This window comes from Streptomyces sp. NPDC001270 (assembly GCF_042896695.1).
In the GTDB taxonomy this organism is placed as follows: domain Bacteria; phylum Actinomycetota; class Actinomycetes; order Streptomycetales; family Streptomycetaceae; genus Streptomyces.
The window spans coordinates 219678-235257 of sequence record NZ_JBIAXM010000009.1 but is presented as its reverse complement, the minus strand read 5'-3'; the positions used below and the strand labels follow the sequence as shown (position 1 = coordinate 235257).

The 15580-nt window shown below is 69.1% G+C and carries 18 protein-coding genes and 2 pseudogenes; 14 read left to right on the top strand and 6 right to left on the bottom strand.

What is annotated here, in order from left to right; translation table 11 throughout:
- Positions 1 to 42: 42 nt before the first annotated feature.
- Positions 43 to 1257, bottom strand: a complete 1215-nt coding sequence (locus tag ACFY2B_RS17650) for a hypothetical protein (protein ID WP_390764007.1) — start codon at positions 1255 to 1257, stop codon at positions 43 to 45.
- A gap of 363 nt (positions 1258 to 1620) precedes the next feature.
- Here ACFY2B_RS17650 and ACFY2B_RS17645 point away from each other — a divergent pair, with 363 nt between their 5' ends.
- Positions 1621 to 2106, top strand: a complete 486-nt coding sequence (locus ACFY2B_RS17645; RefSeq protein WP_390764006.1) for a WD40 repeat domain-containing protein — start codon at positions 1621 to 1623, stop codon at positions 2104 to 2106.
- Here ACFY2B_RS17645 and ACFY2B_RS17640 read toward each other — a convergent pair.
- From ACFY2B_RS17640 to ACFY2B_RS17630, 3 genes and pseudogenes are all read right to left on the bottom strand, one after another.
- Entirely contained in the window at positions 2094 to 2354 is a 261-nt protein-coding gene (locus tag ACFY2B_RS17640; RefSeq protein WP_390764005.1) for a Txe/YoeB family addiction module toxin, read from the bottom strand. The genes ACFY2B_RS17645 and ACFY2B_RS17640 overlap by 13 nt on opposite strands.
- 10 nt (positions 2355 to 2364) lie before the next feature.
- On the bottom strand, positions 2365 to 2622 hold the full coding sequence (locus ACFY2B_RS17635; protein ID WP_388925984.1) for a type II toxin-antitoxin system Phd/YefM family antitoxin: 258 nt from the start codon (positions 2620 to 2622) through the stop codon (positions 2365 to 2367).
- A gap of 163 nt (positions 2623 to 2785) precedes the next feature.
- Positions 2786 to 3226: pseudogene (locus tag ACFY2B_RS17630) on the bottom strand (aminotransferase class I/II-fold pyridoxal phosphate-dependent enzyme); the annotation flags it as partial.
- A gap of 183 nt (positions 3227 to 3409) precedes the next feature.
- On the opposite strand from ACFY2B_RS17630, the gene ACFY2B_RS17625 reads away from it, so the two are divergent.
- On the top strand, positions 3410 to 3895 hold the full coding sequence (locus ACFY2B_RS17625; protein WP_390764004.1) for a prevent-host-death family protein: 486 nt from the start codon (positions 3410 to 3412) through the stop codon (positions 3893 to 3895).
- Positions 3892 to 4242: a hypothetical protein gene (locus ACFY2B_RS17620; RefSeq protein ID WP_390764003.1), complete on the top strand. Its 351-nt coding sequence runs from the start codon at positions 3892 to 3894 to the stop codon at positions 4240 to 4242. The genes ACFY2B_RS17625 and ACFY2B_RS17620 overlap by 4 nt, the downstream gene beginning before the upstream one ends.
- A gap of 136 nt (positions 4243 to 4378) precedes the next feature.
- Here ACFY2B_RS17620 and ACFY2B_RS17615 read toward each other — a convergent pair.
- Positions 4379 to 4819: pseudogene (locus tag ACFY2B_RS17615) on the bottom strand (aminotransferase class I/II-fold pyridoxal phosphate-dependent enzyme); the annotation flags it as partial.
- A 156-nt stretch (positions 4820 to 4975) separates the two neighbouring features.
- Here ACFY2B_RS17615 and ACFY2B_RS17610 point away from each other — a divergent pair.
- The 8 genes from ACFY2B_RS17610 (at position 4976) to ACFY2B_RS17575 (ending at position 10568) form a co-directional block, all read left to right on the top strand.
- Entirely contained in the window at positions 4976 to 5161 is a 186-nt protein-coding gene (locus ACFY2B_RS17610; RefSeq protein WP_390764002.1) for a hypothetical protein, read from the top strand.
- Between the two features lie 253 nt (positions 5162 to 5414).
- Complete coding sequence (locus ACFY2B_RS17605) at positions 5415 to 6086, top strand: hypothetical protein (RefSeq protein ID WP_390764001.1); 672 nt, start codon at positions 5415 to 5417, stop codon at positions 6084 to 6086.
- Entirely contained in the window at positions 6077 to 7168 is a 1092-nt protein-coding gene (locus ACFY2B_RS17600; RefSeq protein WP_390764000.1) for a hypothetical protein, read from the top strand. Before ACFY2B_RS17605 ends, ACFY2B_RS17600 begins: the two co-directional genes overlap by 10 nt.
- A gap of 39 nt (positions 7169 to 7207) precedes the next feature.
- A complete protein-coding gene (locus tag ACFY2B_RS17595) occupies positions 7208 to 7498 on the top strand; it encodes a hypothetical protein (RefSeq protein ID WP_390763999.1) in 291 nt (96 codons plus the stop codon).
- Entirely contained in the window at positions 7495 to 8844 is a 1350-nt protein-coding gene (locus tag ACFY2B_RS17590; RefSeq protein ID WP_390763998.1) for a hypothetical protein, read from the top strand. Before ACFY2B_RS17595 ends, ACFY2B_RS17590 begins: the two co-directional genes overlap by 4 nt.
- A 9-nt stretch (positions 8845 to 8853) precedes the next feature.
- Positions 8854 to 9267: a hypothetical protein gene (locus ACFY2B_RS17585; protein ID WP_390763997.1), complete on the top strand. Its 414-nt coding sequence runs from the start codon at positions 8854 to 8856 to the stop codon at positions 9265 to 9267.
- A complete protein-coding gene (locus ACFY2B_RS17580; RefSeq protein WP_390763996.1) occupies positions 9254 to 9886 on the top strand; it encodes a hypothetical protein in 633 nt (210 codons plus the stop codon). Before ACFY2B_RS17585 ends, ACFY2B_RS17580 begins: the two co-directional genes overlap by 14 nt.
- A 40-nt stretch (positions 9887 to 9926) precedes the next feature.
- Positions 9927 to 10568, top strand: a complete 642-nt coding sequence (locus ACFY2B_RS17575; RefSeq protein ID WP_390763995.1) for a hypothetical protein — start codon at positions 9927 to 9929, stop codon at positions 10566 to 10568.
- Between the two features lie 552 nt (positions 10569 to 11120).
- On the opposite strand, the gene ACFY2B_RS17570 is transcribed toward ACFY2B_RS17575, so the two are convergent.
- Positions 11121 to 12311 carry a pyridoxal phosphate-dependent aminotransferase gene (locus tag ACFY2B_RS17570; RefSeq protein WP_390763994.1) on the bottom strand — a complete coding sequence of 397 codons (1191 nt, stop codon included), beginning with the start codon at positions 12309 to 12311 and terminating at the stop codon, positions 11121 to 11123.
- A gap of 139 nt (positions 12312 to 12450) precedes the next feature.
- Between ACFY2B_RS17570 and ACFY2B_RS17565 the strand changes: the two genes are divergently transcribed.
- The 3 genes from ACFY2B_RS17565 to ACFY2B_RS17555 all read left to right on the top strand — a co-directional run bounded on the left by ACFY2B_RS17565 (position 12451) and on the right by ACFY2B_RS17555 (position 15578).
- A complete protein-coding gene (locus tag ACFY2B_RS17565; protein ID WP_390763993.1) occupies positions 12451 to 12780 on the top strand; it encodes a hypothetical protein in 330 nt (109 codons plus the stop codon).
- Positions 12781 to 13161: 381 nt separating this feature from the next.
- Complete coding sequence (locus ACFY2B_RS17560; RefSeq protein ID WP_390763992.1) at positions 13162 to 13758, top strand: DUF2617 family protein; 597 nt, start codon at positions 13162 to 13164, stop codon at positions 13756 to 13758.
- Positions 13759 to 13937: 179 nt separating this feature from the next.
- Positions 13938 to 15578 (top strand): polyamine aminopropyltransferase, encoded by a 1641-nt coding sequence (locus ACFY2B_RS17555; RefSeq protein WP_390763991.1) that lies wholly within the window; start codon positions 13938 to 13940, stop codon positions 15576 to 15578.
- Positions 15579 to 15580 lie beyond the last annotated feature (2 nt).

The window sequence follows — 15580 nt, the reverse complement described above, 5'->3', positions numbered from 1 at the left end:
CCTCTTGTGCGTGCCGGGGCGGCGTCCGCGCGGTCACGGCCGTCACAGTGGCGTCTGGGCGAGCACGACGAGATAGGCGCCGTATCCGAAGGAGAGCCCGGCCAGGGCGCAGACCACCACGGTCGCGTGCCAGGGCCGGGCTCTCGCCGTCCGTACCAGGGCCCGGGCCAGCGGAATCAGCAGCGGGAACGCGGGCAGCAGGAAGCGCGGCTTGGACTCGAAGAAGCCGGAGCCGCCGAGCGTGATCAGCAGCAGCACCCCGCTGTACACGAGGAGGGGGAGCGGGGCCCGTTCGGCGACCAGCAGCGCGTACAGCAGCACGGCCAGCGCCACGATCAGCAGCGCCACGGAGAAGACGAACCGGTCGCCCCGGACCAGCAGCCCGCGGACGAAATGCAGCGAACCGCGCCCGAGGTCGAACCGTGACCCCCACAGCCGCTGCACCTCGAAGTAGCCGCCGAGCAGGTCGTCCTTGCGCCGCCCGACCCAGAGCACGTACGCCGTCCAGCCCAGCGGCGCGAGCGCGGCGCCCGTCCACAGCCTGTGGGAAAACCGGCCGCCGCGCCGCCGGATCCGGTACGCCTCGCAGGCCGCCGCGGCGATCAGGGCGGCGGCGACCGCGATGCCGTTGGGCCGGGACAGCCCGGCGAACGTGGCCAGGCCGCCCGCCCACAGCCAGTTCCCGGCCAGCACGGCGTACAGGGACCAGGCCGCGAACGCGGTGAGCACCGGCTCGGTGTACGCCATCGACAGCACCACGGAGTGCGGCAGCAGCCCCCACAGCACCACCAGCACGGTGCCCACGCCGGGGCCGTACAGGCGTGCCCCCACCGCGTAGATCCCGCAGGCGGCGACCCCGGCGGCGGTCCAGGACACCAGCAGTCCCGCCGCGCCCCCGCCGAACGGCGTCAGGGCGGTCACGACCCGTACCAGCGCCGGGTACAGCGGGAAGAACGCCAGGTCGCTGTGGATGACATCCGGTTCGAAGGCCAGGGTGCGGCCGTAGCCGTGCGCGGCGATGCCCAGGTACCACACGGAGTCCCAGGACCGGCCGAGCAGGGCCAGCGGCTGCTTGTCCCTGGTCCAGGCGGCCAGGGCCAGCACGGCGATCCCGGCGATCCGGGTGACGGCGAACACCCCGAGCGCGACCCCGCTCGCCGTCAGCAGGGACAGCCGGGCCCGGGCACGCTCCCGGGGGCCGGGCTCCTGGGACACCGCGGGAGCGGCAGGGACGAGGGTGGGACTTGCGTGGCTCACATTTTCGCAGCTTGCAGGGGCGAGCGCGGGCGCGCGAGCAGTGTGCGGCCGAGCGGGTACGTCGTGACGGCCGTCGGCGTGGCGACGTGACAGCCACGGGCGCCGCCCCCGCAGCCGCGGGGGCCCGGGTCCCGGAGCTCCGGACGGCCGGCGCGGAGGGGCGACGGGTGGGGCAGGACACGGGCGGTACGGCGGTCGGCACACGGGCGGTACGGCGGTCGGCGCGGTCGGCTTGTGAGCGTCCTGGGGGAGATCTGCGCGGCGGTGGTGGCGTCGTTTACGCTGTCGCTCGCTCGTACGGTCAGCGGCCCGGCCGGGCGGTTGGGAACGGGAACGGGAACGGGGACGGGGAACGGGAGCGGGGTGTGGCCGTCGGCCACCGCCGGGCCATGTACCGCACGACCGGTCCACGACCGCAACGGCACGACCGGTCCACGACTCAGCCCGGACGGCAAGACGGTCGCCACCAGCACCATAGACGGCACGATACGGCTGTGGAACGCGGCCACCGGCCGCGGCGAAGCCTCCCTCAAGGACGACCTCGCCACCTCGGTCAAGGACCTGGCGTTCAGCCCGGACGGCAGGACCCTCGCCACCTCCGCCGACTTCGGTCTGATGCTGTGGAACGTGGCCGACCGCAAACCGAGCGCCGTCCTGGCGGACAGCAAGGAGCAAGACGCAAGGCGTCAAGGGGGCCGTCGCCTTCAGCCCGAACGGCCGGCTCGTCGCGGGCAACGACCGCGACGACCGCACGGTATGGCTGTGGAAAACGCCGTAGCACCCCTGCGGGAACCGTCCCCGGACCCCGCCTGCCCCTCGTTCGGGCGGTCCACCGGTCAGCTCTCGTAGTGGTAGCGGCACTGTGCGACCAGGACGGCGTCCTCGGTGGCCTTGTAGATCAGTCGGTGCTCGTCGTTGATGCGGCGCGACCAGTAGCTCTGGAACCCGTGCTTGAGCGGTTCTGGTTTACCGATCCCCTCGTTGCCGTTCCGGGCGATGTCCGCGATGAGTGTGTTGATGCGCTTCAGGATCTTCCGGTCCTGAAGCTGCCACCACAGGTAGTCCTCCCAGGCGCCGGAGGAGAAGGTGATCTTCAACTCGCGGCCCTTATGCGTCGGTCGCCAGCTCGCGTACGGTGCCGCCGCCGTTCTCCAGCTCGTCGATGGACGCGAGCAGGCGCCGGGCGTTCGCCGGGCTCCGCAGCAGGTACGCCGTCTCCTTCAGGGACTCGTAGTCCTCAAGGGAGACGATGACGACCGGCTCGTGTCCGGCCCGGGTGATGACGACCTCTTCGCGGTCGTCGGTGACGGAGTTGAGCACCTCGGCGTACCGCGCGCGCGACTCGGAATACGTCATGGTCTTCACGATCAACCCTCCCTTCACGTACAAGAAATTGTACGTACCTCCCTGTGGCGGGACAAGTGCCGGTATGACGGCCGCGACCTTACGGCCCCCGGCGTGAAGGTTCCGGGCGGGAGAGGTACGGCGGGCGGCGAGGAACGCCACGACCGGCCCCGCGGGGCGGCGGTCAGTGTGCGAACGCCTTGCGGAGTCGTTCCGCCGCCTCGTCCAGTACGCTCGTCTGCTTGCAGAACGCGAACCGTACGAACGGGGCGCCCGCCTCCCGGTGGTCGTAGAAGACGGCGTTCGGGATCGCGACGACCCCGGCGCGCTCCGGCAGGGCGCGGCAGAAGCCGAAGCCGTCGGACTCGCCCAATGGCGTGATGTCGGCGGTGATGAAGTATGTACCGGCCGGGCGGAAGACCTTGAACCCGGCCTGCTCCAGCCCCGTGCCGAGCAGGTCTCGCTTGGCGAGCAGATCGGCGCGCAGTTCGTCGAAGTAGCTGTCGGGGAGTCGCAGTGCTTCGGCGACGGCGTACTGGAAGGGGCCGGCCGAGACGTACGTCAGGAACTGCTTGGCCGAGCGCACGGCGGAGACGAGGGCAGGCGTCGCCGTCACCCGGGCCACTCCGTGTGCATGCACCCATTCGTTTCCTGGCTCTGCGTCGGGCCAGGTCGGCCCCCTGTGAACTCATTGCCGGCGCAGCGGCAGCAGCGTCGGATGGGGTGGGCCCTGTCGCAGGAGTAGGGCCTTCGGCTGCTGCCCACCGTGCGCATAGAAATCAGAACACAATCAGAGTACAGTCTGAGTATGAGCATCGCACCCTTGGCATTCGAATCGGAGTCCGTCTCGTTCACTGATCTGTCGCGGAATCCGAAGGCCGTCGCTGCCAGGGCCGCCGCCCTGGGATGCCTGCGTGTCACGCACCGAGACGCGCCCGACATGGTGTTGACCACGGCCATATACGCAGAGCGCGCCGAGGAGAACCTGACCACGGCGTCCCGGCTGTTCCTTGCGCTGTTGAAGCAGGACGACGGTGCCAAGTCGCTTTTGCTCGCGCTGCCCGAGGTGTTCCCGTGGGTGCGCCACCTGGACGCTGAGGAAGTTCGGGAATTCACTGTCGAGCTTCTGGAAGCGCTGTCCGACGCCGCTGAACTGGGCGCCAGGGAGGCTGTGCACCGAGCGATCGTCTCGTGGCGGGCCACCGCCCGCATCAACGCCGACCCTGACCAACTCAGGGAAGCGCTCCGTCCGCTTGGTGACGTGCACCTCGGCCCGGTTGAGGTGCACGAGTGAGCCCGAAGAAGGGCGATCGGGTCAGCGTCCCTCCGCTGAGCGGCTGGAACGTCATCCACGGGACGACGGAGGCCGCGACCGGTTGGGAGGAGCTGTGCCGGGTGGCCTTGCCGAACGCGCATCGCTGCCTGGAAGCCCTTCGCGCAGACCCGTTGTCGCGGGCTAACTGGAACCGCCAGCACCAGCTCCGAGGCAGACACGCCACCAGGGAATGGAAGGGCTCTGAGCTGGAGCAGTGGGAGTACGAAATCACCAGCGGCGGCAGGGTCCGCTACCTGGTCAGCCCGGACACCTCGACTGTGATCCTTGTGCACGCCTCCCCGCGACACCCGAAGGACACCGAATAGCCTCCGGCGCTTCGCCCGTGCAGAAGGCAGAGCGAACCGGGGCGCGGGTTGCGATGGGCTCCTGCGGTGAAGGTCGCGGACCGACCGGAGTCGGAGGATGGTCACGCCAGGGACGACCGGCCCCGCGGGGCGGCGGTCAGTGTGCGAACGCCTTGCGGAGTCGTTCCGCCGCCTCCTCCAGTACGCTCGTCTGCTTGCAGAACGCGAACCGTACGAACGGGGCGCCCGCCTCCCGGTGGTCGTAGAAGACGGCGTTCGGGATCGCGACGACCCCGGCGCGCTCCGGCAGGGCGCGGCAGAAGCCGAAGCCGTCGGACTCGCCCAATGGCGTGATGTCGGCGGTGATGAAGTATGTACCGGCCGGGCGGAAGACCTTGAACCCGGCCTGCTCCAGCCCCGTGCCGAGCAGGTCTCGCTTGGCGAGCAGATCGGCGCGCAGTTCGTCGAAGTAGCTGTCGGGGAGTCGCAGTGCTTCGGCGACGGCGTACTGGAAGGGGCCGGCCGAGACGTACGTCAGGAACTGCTTGGCCGAGCGCACGGCGGAGACGAGGGCAGGCGTCGCCGTCACCCAGCCGACGCCTCGTTGGCCTACCTATTCGCTTGTCGTGCGACAGGCCCCGTCGCGGCTCTTCGGGACCGCCGGCGAGCCGGCCGCACAGTCCGTCCGGACCGGCCTTCCGGCCGTACCGCCGGGCTCGGTGACGCGGCACTGTCCGTCGTATCCTGACAACACATGGGCGTCGCCCACTACCCGGCCCTGCAAGACGCAGTCGAACTCCTGGAATCCCCGCGCCGCTGCTCACGCATGACCCTCCACGTCTACAGGGTCGACGCGGAGGACGCCGTGACAGAGGAACACGACAAGGTCGAGGTCGTGACCGGCGGCCCCGCCGAGCCCGTGCCGTACACCTCCCCGTAGCCACCTGCTCCTGCCCTCGATGCAGGGTGACGCGATAGCAAAACGCCCGACAACACGCTGACCGCCCCGGACGCAGCACGACCAAGCGGCCGGAGCCTTCGTCGGCGAGGCGCGATCAGGACACGACCCATGTCGCTACACCCCATACGCCCTAAGTGCACCCGCACTTCGACAAGTTCGCTGTGGCGAAAGCCATAACCGCACCGATAGCGTCTCCCCTGACCTCACATCCGTCTTACGGGGAGAATCCACTGTGAAGCGCCGCCCATTGCCCGTTGCCGCCGCGGTGGCTGCGACGGCAACACTGCTGTTGACGGCCTGCGGTAGCGGGGACGGCAAGCCCAGCGACAACGACAAGATCGCCGGCGCCGACCAGGGGGCGGAGACGCCGAAGGAGTCAGCATCACCCTCGGGAGCGTCGGCAGAGGGCAATCCGGACGGCGTGGACGTGGCCCTGCCCAAGGACATGGACCTGGTCTTCGACTGGGACAAGCCGAAGGACAAAAACGAGGCGGCCGCCATGGACGACGCCGCGAACTTCCTCCGCGCCATCTACCGAGGCGTCGACAAGCGCACGACCAAGGACGCGGCCGTGATCGCCTACGCCACCGGCGACGGACTGCACTATGCGCAGGTACAGATCAACGAATGGATCAAGGGCGGCTGGACCGCCATCGGCACTCGCCGTCACTATGACGCCACCACGCGGTCCGCGCCGAATGGCAAGTCCGTCGAGGTCGCGTTCTGTGCGGACACCAGCAAGTTCTATGGCAAGGACGTCAAGACAGGGAAAGTCCTGAAGGCCAAGCCGAGCCTCAAGGACTTCGGCTACTACAAGATCGTCATGGTCAAGTACCCCACGGGCGAGGGGTTGTGGCAGGCATCCAAGGTGTTCGTCGAGACGGAGGCTGAGGAATGCCGGTGAACCGGTTATGGTGTAGCACCCTCATCACCAGCACTGTGACCCTCGCGCTATTCCTTGGATCACTCATCCTCACGGCGCCCAACGCCGCAGCGGAACCGGTGGATTACGGTAAGGGCGACGACACCGAGCAGCAGGGCGGCGGCGACAAAACAGGCATCTATGCCGCCGCCCGCATCCAGTACTCCGGATCTGTCACCAAAGACGGCGGCACCGGAAACGTGACCTCCTCGGACGCCAACTGGACGCCACCTCCCTGTTGGTACGCCCCCTACCTCGGCGCCAAGGACTTCAAGAAGGAGATGTCCAAGGACATCGAGCGCCAGATGGACACCCCCGGCATGGGCGGCACCGCGGGCGCGGCACTCAGCCAAGTCAAGCGCCACTACGAGGGCGAGTACGGCTGGACCGACACCCCCGGCTACAAGGACTACAACGTCGACAAAGACGGCGAGGGAATGTTCTGGGCCGCCGTCGAGAACCCCAATGAGCCCGACATCCTGAAGCGCAGCTCCTGTAGCGACCTCCCCTTCTGGGTCGACAACGGCGAAGCCCCTCCACCTCAGTACGCGGAGGCCATCACACCCGAGATGCTCGCCGCCCTGGCCTACCAGCACATGGAACTACCCGACACCAAAGTCACCCTCGCCCCCGAAGCCACAACCAAGGTGAACCTGCCGACCTGGGCCTGGCTCGACAAAGCCGTCTTCAACGAGGTCCAGGCCACAGCAGCCCTCAACGTCCTTGGCTTCAACATCCAAGCCACGACCACCGCCAAGCCGGTAGCCCTGAAGATCGAACCCGGTACGCCAGACGCCGAGACCTATCCTGCCTCCGGCGAGTGCGCGATCAACGACGACGGCTCGATCGGCAAGCCGTACGCCAAGGGCAAGGCAGACCAGGAGCCGCCATGCGGCATCAAGTACCTTCGCTCCTCCGGGGACGGCACATTCAAGCTCCAGGCCACGGTCACCTGGGAGGTCGCCTGGACCGGCACCGGCGGCGCGGGCGGCGACCTGCCCGACGGGATGTTCGGCAACAACCAGGCGGTGACCGTCCAGGAGATCCAGGCCGTCAACCGGTGAACCGACAGCAGTGAGAACACGCACGGGGGAGGGGCATCCATGGGCGATTCGGACCTGACGGTCGACTACGACTTCCTCGCGGACTGCGAACGGAAGCTCGGGCAGCTCAAGAAGACCTTCGAGGACATCGAAAACCGTCGCGACGACATGGACGAGCACTGGGGCTCCGGTGCCATAGCCGACGTCATGGAGGACTTCGTCGACAACTGGGATGACTACCGCACCCGGCTCGTCGAGTCACTCAAGTCGGTGGGCGAGATGGTGGCCGGAACCAAGAAGGCGTTCGAGGACCTGGACGAGCAGTTGGCCAAGCAGGGCAAGAAGAAGTGACACCTGCATCCAGGCGCCGTCCGGTCGACTGGCAGCCGCTGTGCGACTCCGACCCCGTGCCCGGTGATCCGGAGGAGATCCGCGCCGAGGTCAAGCACATGGTCTCGGTCGCCAGGAAACTCCGGGACCAGGCCAAGAACCTCAAGGCGATCAGCGACGAGGACACCCTCAAGGGCAAGTACGTCAAACGCCTGCGCGAGGAGTCCGGCACGCTGGAGCAGCACATGCGGGAGGTGGCCGGCCGTTACGAGCGTGTACACGGCCATCTGACCAAGTGGTCGAACGAGCTGGAGGACTTCCAGTCGGACGCCGCCAGGGTCCTGCACCAGGCAAAGGAGAAGCAGGGCGAGATCGAGGCGGAGAAGAAGAAGGAAGCCGGCTCCGCCGACAAGGACACTCCCCGGCACTCCGTCAGCGGCACGGACCACGATCCCCTCCAGCCGTACCGAAACCGGCTGAACGACATCACTGGAGCCCGGGACACCCGCGCCAGCCACTATGCCGGGAAGGTCCGCGACGAGATCGAGGACGTGATCGAGGACTCGTGGTGGGACGACGTCAAGGGCTGGGTCCATGACCATGCGGACGGGATCAAGGCGTTCATCGACGCTCTCGGCTGGGTCGCGACGGCGGCAGGCTTCCTGGCGCTCGCCATTCCCGGCCTGAACCTGCTCGTCCTTGGCATCGCAGCCCTCACGATCGGGCTCAGACTCCTGCTGGTGGCGTCCGGCGACGCCAGCTGGACGGATGTCATCTTCGACGTCGTGGGCGGACTCCTCGTCGTCGGTGGTCTCGGGGCTGCCGCGAAGCTCGCCAGTGGCGCCAAGGCCACCGTGGGCGCCGCTCAGGCTGCCCGGACCGCCGGCCTGAGCCGAGGGCTCAGGGGCGTCAAGGGCATCCTGGACGGCACGGGGCGGATGATGACCAGATTGCCGGAAGGGCCGGGGCGGCAGGCCCTCGGAGCGGCCCGTAACGCGATGCGCAAGTCCATCTCCCAGAACGTCGGCCTGGTCGCCAAAGGGCCGCTGAGGGTCAGCCCGTTGTCGACGCTGGTGCACCTCGGCGACAAGGAGATGGCCGGTATGGCGAAGATGCTGCAGGCGAACAAGGCCGCCTTCCCGGAGGCCGCGGGTGCTGCGGCGGACAAGGCGTACAAGTCCTATCAGGTGGGCCTCGGTATCGCCTGGACCGGCATGGGGATGGACGTCATGGACAAGGCGCTGGGAAAGAGCGACCTGACAAGCTGGACCATGGAGAAGTTCGGTACCGGCGAGAAGCCGTACAACGTGGCGTACTCGGACTGGAAGGACAACACCCTGAAGCCCGCCCCCGACACCCACTGGTGAGGAATGACCATGGACCTGAACTCGGCGCATCGCATTGCCGAGGCCGAAGCCGCCCGCACCGGACTCGGCACCGGCCCCAACCGGCGGCTCCGGCTGACGCTGATCATCGGGATGCCGCTGTTCCTGCCGGTATTGGGAATCATGATCCTGGTGCCGAAGTCCCGCATGAATGATGTGCTCTACGTCTATGAGGCCGGGATCGTCGGCTGCCTCCTGCACTACGTCTGGGTGTTCGTGAAGTACCCCCGGTACGCGGGCCGTCCGCCCTACCTCACCCGGGATCTCGCCATGGGCGGCGGCTTCTTCCTGCCCTCGCTGTTTTTCGGTTTCTGGCCAGGCATGATCGCCGCCCCGGCATGGGCGCTCTTCGTAGGCGTTGCCTATGCCGTGGAAATGATGCGGGGGCGCAATGACCACCGCTGAGTCCCGCCGGGCCCCGAACGGTTTCAACCTCGTGCCGCCACCCGGCTGGGACGTGATTCCGCTGCGCACGGGTACCGAGGAAGCGATGAACCGCATCGTGCGCAAGGCCGTCGCACAGTTGCCCGTCGGCTTCCCCAAGGACGACATTCCGAAAGCCCGGGTGAAGCTCACCCAGGAGATGAAGAAGGTCGTCCGCCGGGCCAGGGCCAAGGGGGGAATGACCCTCTACCTCCCCACTGAGCGCCTCCACGGCATCGCGCTGCCTGTCTCGATCGTGGCCTCCGAGCCGATCGAGATTCCGCGGGTCAGGTCCAACAGCGGCCCAGAAGCGGTCCTGGCCGCGCTCGCCTCGGCGACTCTCGGTGCCGAGTCGCGGGAGCTCGACGGCACCGCGGCCCTGCGCTCGGAGCGCGACGTACCCGCCGACACGGCCAAGGGCGTCGACGTCGCTCACCGCCGGGTCGAATACTTCGTTCCGGTCCCGGACAGCGCCCCCCATCAGTACCTCACCTTCTCCTTCAGCGCCCTGATCGCGCCCGGCTCGGATCCCGCCTTCTACGACACCCTCGTGGAGTTGTTCGATGCTGTGATGGGCACCTTCCGCTGGAGCTACGTCTGAAGGCTCCCTTCTGCCGTGCCCCCGAAGAAAGAGACCACTCATGTCCGAAGGCACCCTGTGGAGCAACGACCTCGGCGCCCCACTCCACGTCGACACGGATGCCAACCCAGACCTCTGGGGCTATCTTCACCTCCGGATCGACAAGAAGACCTTCAAGGAATGGCTGGATCTGCACCTAACCGGCCTGGCCGCCGTCCATGACATCGAACTCACCCGCAAACTGCGACGTTTCCACAAGAGTTTCTACGAACAGACGATCGTCATGCTCCGGGACAAACTCCAGGCCGACGAGGCGTTCATCTACCACGCCGTACCGCCGACCTACATGCCGCTGGTGATGCACGCCACCCGCCTCCACTGCGAGGCCCGTGACGCGTCCTCCTGCGAGGGAATCACCGCGGTCCCGGCGCCGCACCCGGACATCCCCGAGTGGCAGCAGCGAACCGGCAGTGTTCCGTTCGCCTCTCCACACCTGGGCGCGAACGGGGTCCGGGTCACTCGCTCTTACCCTGCGGACAGCACCATCATGATGACCTCGGTGACGTACCACTGGCACACCCCGCCTGGCATCCCCGACGTCCTGCTCCGCGGTCACCACGACGATCCGGAAGTGATCGCCGCGGCAATGGAGGCACTGGACGACTTCGCGCGGACGCTCCGACTTCCCGGGACGGCCCCATGACCGGCGCCGACCGGGGCGGATTCAAGCGGTGAGCATTGTCGAGCGGCAATCCGCATGCCCGTCCAGGACGCCAAACAATGATGTCGTTGGCTGGTCATGCTCGTTGACGTGGTGCCCGAGCACGCGGAGGAGTGGGCCGGAGGAACTGGCCTCGCCGCACGGTTGGGGGACTTGTTCGCGCGGCCGGAGCCGCGGGAGGTGTTCGAGGGCTTGCTGTCGGGGCTGGGACGCGGATGCGCTGCTGGCCGAGGCCCTTGAATTTTTCATCGGACCAAGGCGGTGCCTTGGCCAGTTGGCGCCGCACCCAGTCCGTCCTGGCCACCGCCTCTTCCTGCCGACGGTGATCCGCACGCGTCAGCTGGTACTCCTCAAGCGGCACACCATGGGCTACGTGTCTGCACTCTACTTTTGTGACGCAACGGGGTTCTGGATGCTGCCGAGTTCGATCGGCCGGTCTGTACTCGAACGATTGCAGACCGGCCTGGGAGTCGGGTTCCGCTCACACCGGTGCTGGTCTTGCCCCAGTCTCATTCGCGGCGAAGGGGCATGAGCTCAGGACGCCAGTCGTTGCAGGCGGCCGACAGCCTCCTGGAGAACGTGGTCCCGCTTGCAGAAGGCGAACCGGACCTGGCTGCGGCCGGCGTCCGGGTCGTCGTAGAAGACGGAGTTGGGGATGGCGACGACGCCGCAGCGTTCGGGGAGGGCGCGGCAGAATGCGTAGGCGTCCTTCTCGCCGAACGGCCTGATGTCGGTGGTGATGAAGTATGTGCCCTGGGGCTGGTAGACCTCGAATCCGGCCGCGCGCAGGCCGTCGCCGAGCAGGTCGCGCTTGCGGCGGAGGCCGCTGCGGAAGTTGTCGAAGTAAGAGTCCGGCAGCCGCAGAGCTTCGGCGATCGCGTACTGGAACGGGCCCGCGCTGACGTACGTCAGGTACTGCTTGGCCGTCCGGACGGCAGAGACGAGCGGACCGTGCGCCGTGACCCAGCCGACCTTCCAGCCCGTGAACGAGAAGGTCTTCCCGGCGGAGCCGATGGTGACCGTGCGTTCGCGCATGCCGGGGAACGCGGCCAGCGGCAGGTGCTCCGCGCCGTCGAAGACCAGGTGCTCGTACACCTCGTCCGTCACCACCAGCAGGTCCCGCTCCACCGCCAGCGCGGCGATCGCGGCCAGCTCCTCACGGGTGAGCACGGTCCCCGTCGGGTTGTGCGGGCTGTTGACCAGCAGCAGCCGGGTGCGGTCCGTCACCGCGGCGCGCAGTTCGTCCAGGTCCAGGCGGAAGCCGTCCTCGTGCGGCCGTAGCGTCACCGGCACCCGGGTGCCGCCCGCCAGCGCGATGCTCGCCGCGTACGAGTCGTAGTACGGCTCGAACGCGATGACCTCGTCGCCCGGCTCCAGCAGGGCGAGCATCGCGGCGGCGATGGCCTCGGTGGCACCCGCGGTGACCAGGACCTCGGTGTCCGGATCGAAGCCCAGGCCGTGGAAGCGCAGCTGGTGGTCGGCGATGGCGGTGCGCAGTTCGGGAACGCCGGAGCCGGGCGGGTACTGGTTGCCGCGCCCCTCGCGCAACGCCCGTACCGCCGCCTCCCGCACCTCCTCGGGGCCGTCCGTGTCCGGGAAGCCCTGGCCCAGGTTGATCGACCCGGTCCGCACCGCCAGCGCGGACATCTCGGCGAAGATCGTCGTCCCGAACTCGGCGAGCCGGCGGTTGAGCAGTGGGCGTGCGGTGGAGGTCATGCCGGTCATCCTGCGCCGAAGCTCTGGAGTTCCTCAACTCTGCTTTGGCCCGGGAGAGGGTGGGGCATCCCCCGTGCACACGGCAGTCACGCACCACGAGAGGCGCCCACGGGGGGTCGCTTCGGGGGAATGGAAGGAGGGTGGCGCCATGGTCTTCGGCATCATCCTGGCGGTGATCGTGATCCTGGTCATCGGGTCTGTGGCGAAGGGCGCACGCAGGCGCAAGAAGGGCGCGTACGTGATGAGCGGCCGGGGGCGGGCATCCCGTTCGTCCCGTTCCTCGTCCTCGTCTTCGTCTTCGTCTTCGTCTTCGGCCGGCGGCGGCAGCTGGTGGGCGGGTGACGCGGGCGGTTCGTCGTGCGGCTCGTCCTCCGGCGGCGGGCACGGCGGGCACGGCGGGCACTCCTGTGGCGGCGGCTCGTCCTGCGGCGGCGGGTCGTCGTGCGGTGGCGGGGGCGGATGCGGCGGAGGCAGCTGACACGGGGCAGCTGAGCTTCACCGGGCATCATCCGGCTCACCCTCGCCCGCGCAGGGGGCGCCCGTCGGACGAAGGCTTCCGACGGGCGCCCAGCCGTGCAAAACGTGCGCCCAGCGCACGCTTTGCTTGAACAGATGAGCTGTGGAGCCCTCTGAGGGATGGAAACCCGACTAAGTTGGGTAAAAACGCTGTGGCGACAGCACAGTTCGTGATTCCCTCTAAATCACCAACGCAGCCCCTCGGACGTCCGGCAGACACCCCGCTCCTTGGCTGGGCTGGCTGGGCCGCCGACCGGGCTGAAGTGGCCGATCTCCCGGTGTCGACCGTGGCGTGCCGGACCACACTCCCTCTTCATCTTTGCGTGCTTAGCGGAGCCGATCCATGCTCACGACCCTGAACACCTCCTACACCGACACGCGCGCGGCCGACCTCGCCTGGGCGCTGGGACGCGAGCCGCTTCCCGCCCTCGCCACCCTCGATCTCGAACTCACAGGAGCGAAGCTCCAGTTGAGACTGCTCGGCGCATCCCACCAGGTCCTCCTGGAGGAGGAGCGGGGCAGCTGCTCGGAGACGGTGGCGTGCATCCCGGGTTCCAGCACGCCGTTGCCGCTGGGCGTCGTCAAGCGCGTCGGCGACTGGGAATACGAGTTCGCCGCCCGTGTGGAGTTCCTGCCGCCGGGCTCCTTCGCGGGCCGGGCCCAGGAGTTGCTGGCCCTGGTCTCCGACCATCCCCACGGTCTCGCCGGCGTCTTCCCCGGCAGCCCCCACGCCTTCACGGCGATGCTCGCCCAGCACCACGAGGGCCAGGTGCACTGGCGCACCTGGCACGCGTACCCGCAGGACGGCCAGTTGGTGGCCACGCGGACACGGGTGGGCGTGCGGGTGCCCGCCGTACAGCCCGGATGGGCCGCCGTGCAGCCCGGATGGACCGCGGCGCCGTCCGTCGGAACGGGATCCGGAACGTCATCCGGAACGTGATGCCGGCGGCGGGAGCCGCCGCCGTCCGCCGGAACGCGATGCCGTGCGGACGGCCTTCGGCACGGGCGGGCAGGGCGCCGACAGCGTTGTGGCGGGATAAACGCCTCGCGCGTCATCCGGGGGCAGTTCCACACGTGTGGGTGACGAAGCGTGCCCGTCATGTGACGTAACGTCGCAGAGTGATCGAACCGCACGCTCCCGCCCCTCCCGGTGTCCCGCCGCTCCGGAGCGGACCCGCGCGGCTGTCCGTCCGGCCCGGGACCGGACGGTTCCTGGTCCTCGCGGGCGTCTTCGTCTGCGCCGCCTGCGGACTCGTCTACGAACTCGAACTGGTCGCCCTCGCCTCGTACTTGATCGGTGACTCGGTCACCCAGGCTTCCGTCGTGCTGTCCGTCATGGTCTTCGCGATGGGCCTCGGCTCGCTCGCCGCGAAGCGGCTGCGCCGGCACGCGGCCGCCGCCTTCGGTGCCATCGAGGCGGGCCTCGCGCTGGTCGGCGGATGCAGCGCGATGGCGTTGTACGCCCTGTTCGCCTGGACCGGCGACTGGGGCGGCCTGTGGGCCAGCGGCCCCCGCTGTCTGCTGGTCGCCTTCTCGCTCGCCATCGGCCTGCTGATCGGCGCCGAGGTGCCGCTGCTGATGGAGCTGATCCAGCGCATCCGGCGGCAGGACCCGGGCGGCGCGGTCGCCGACCTGTTCGCAGCGGACTACGTCGGCGCGCTCGTCGGCGGCCTCGCCTTCCCCTTCCTGCTCCTGCCGTTCCTCGGCCAGTTGACCGGCGCACTGCTCACCGGCGCGGTCAACGCCGTCGCGGGCGGCGCCCTGGTCCTCGGCCTGTTCCGCCGCGACCTCGGCCGCCGGCCCCGCTGGGCGCTGCTGCTCGCCAACATCACCGTCCTCGGCCTGCTCGCCTCCGCCGCCGTCCTCGTGGACGACTTCGAACGGCTCGCCCGGCAGGCGGTGTACGACGGCGACGTACGCGTGGCCCTCCAGACCGACGTCCAGGAGGTGGTCCTCACCGGCGGTACCCGCGGCCACCCCCTCGATCTGTACCTCGACGGCCGGCTGCGCGTCGGCGGCCGGGACGAGGGCCGCTACCACGAGGCGCTGGTCCACCCCGCGATGACCGGCCCGCACGCGCGCGTGCTCATCCTCGGCGGCGGGGACGGGCTGGCCGCCCGGGAGGCGCTGCGCTACCCGGGCGTGCGCCGGATCGACGTCGTCGAACTCGACGCGGGCCTGCTCCGGCTGGCCCGCCGCGACCCGGGGCTGTCCGCCCTCAACGGCCACGCCTACGGCGACGCCCGCGTCCACGTCACCACCGGCGACGCCTTCGGCTGGCTGCGCGGGGCGCCCACCGGCACGTACGACGTCGTGATCGCGGATCTGCCGGACCCCGGCATCACGGCCAGTACGAAGCTCTACTCCGAGGAGTTCTACGGTCTGACCCGGCGGGTGCTGGCCGAGCACGGCCGGCTCGTGGTGCACGCCGGACCGGTGGCCGCCCGGCCGCGGGTCTTCTGGACGGTGGAGGCGACGTTGCGCGCGGCGGGGTTCGGCACCGCGCCCTACCGGGTGCTCGGCCACGACCCCGGGTTCAAGGCGGGTCCGGACCGCTCCGCGGGCGCCTCCCGTACCCCGCACGACTGGGGATTCGTGCTGGCCGCGCCCGGCTCCGCCGCGCCGCCGCTGCGGCTTGACCCGGCGGGGCCGCGGCTGCGCACCCTGACGCCGCAGTCGCTCGCCGCGGACGCCCGTGCGGCGGCCGGCATCCGGATCACCGGCGGGCCGGCCTCCACGCTGGTGCATCCGCGGTACTGACG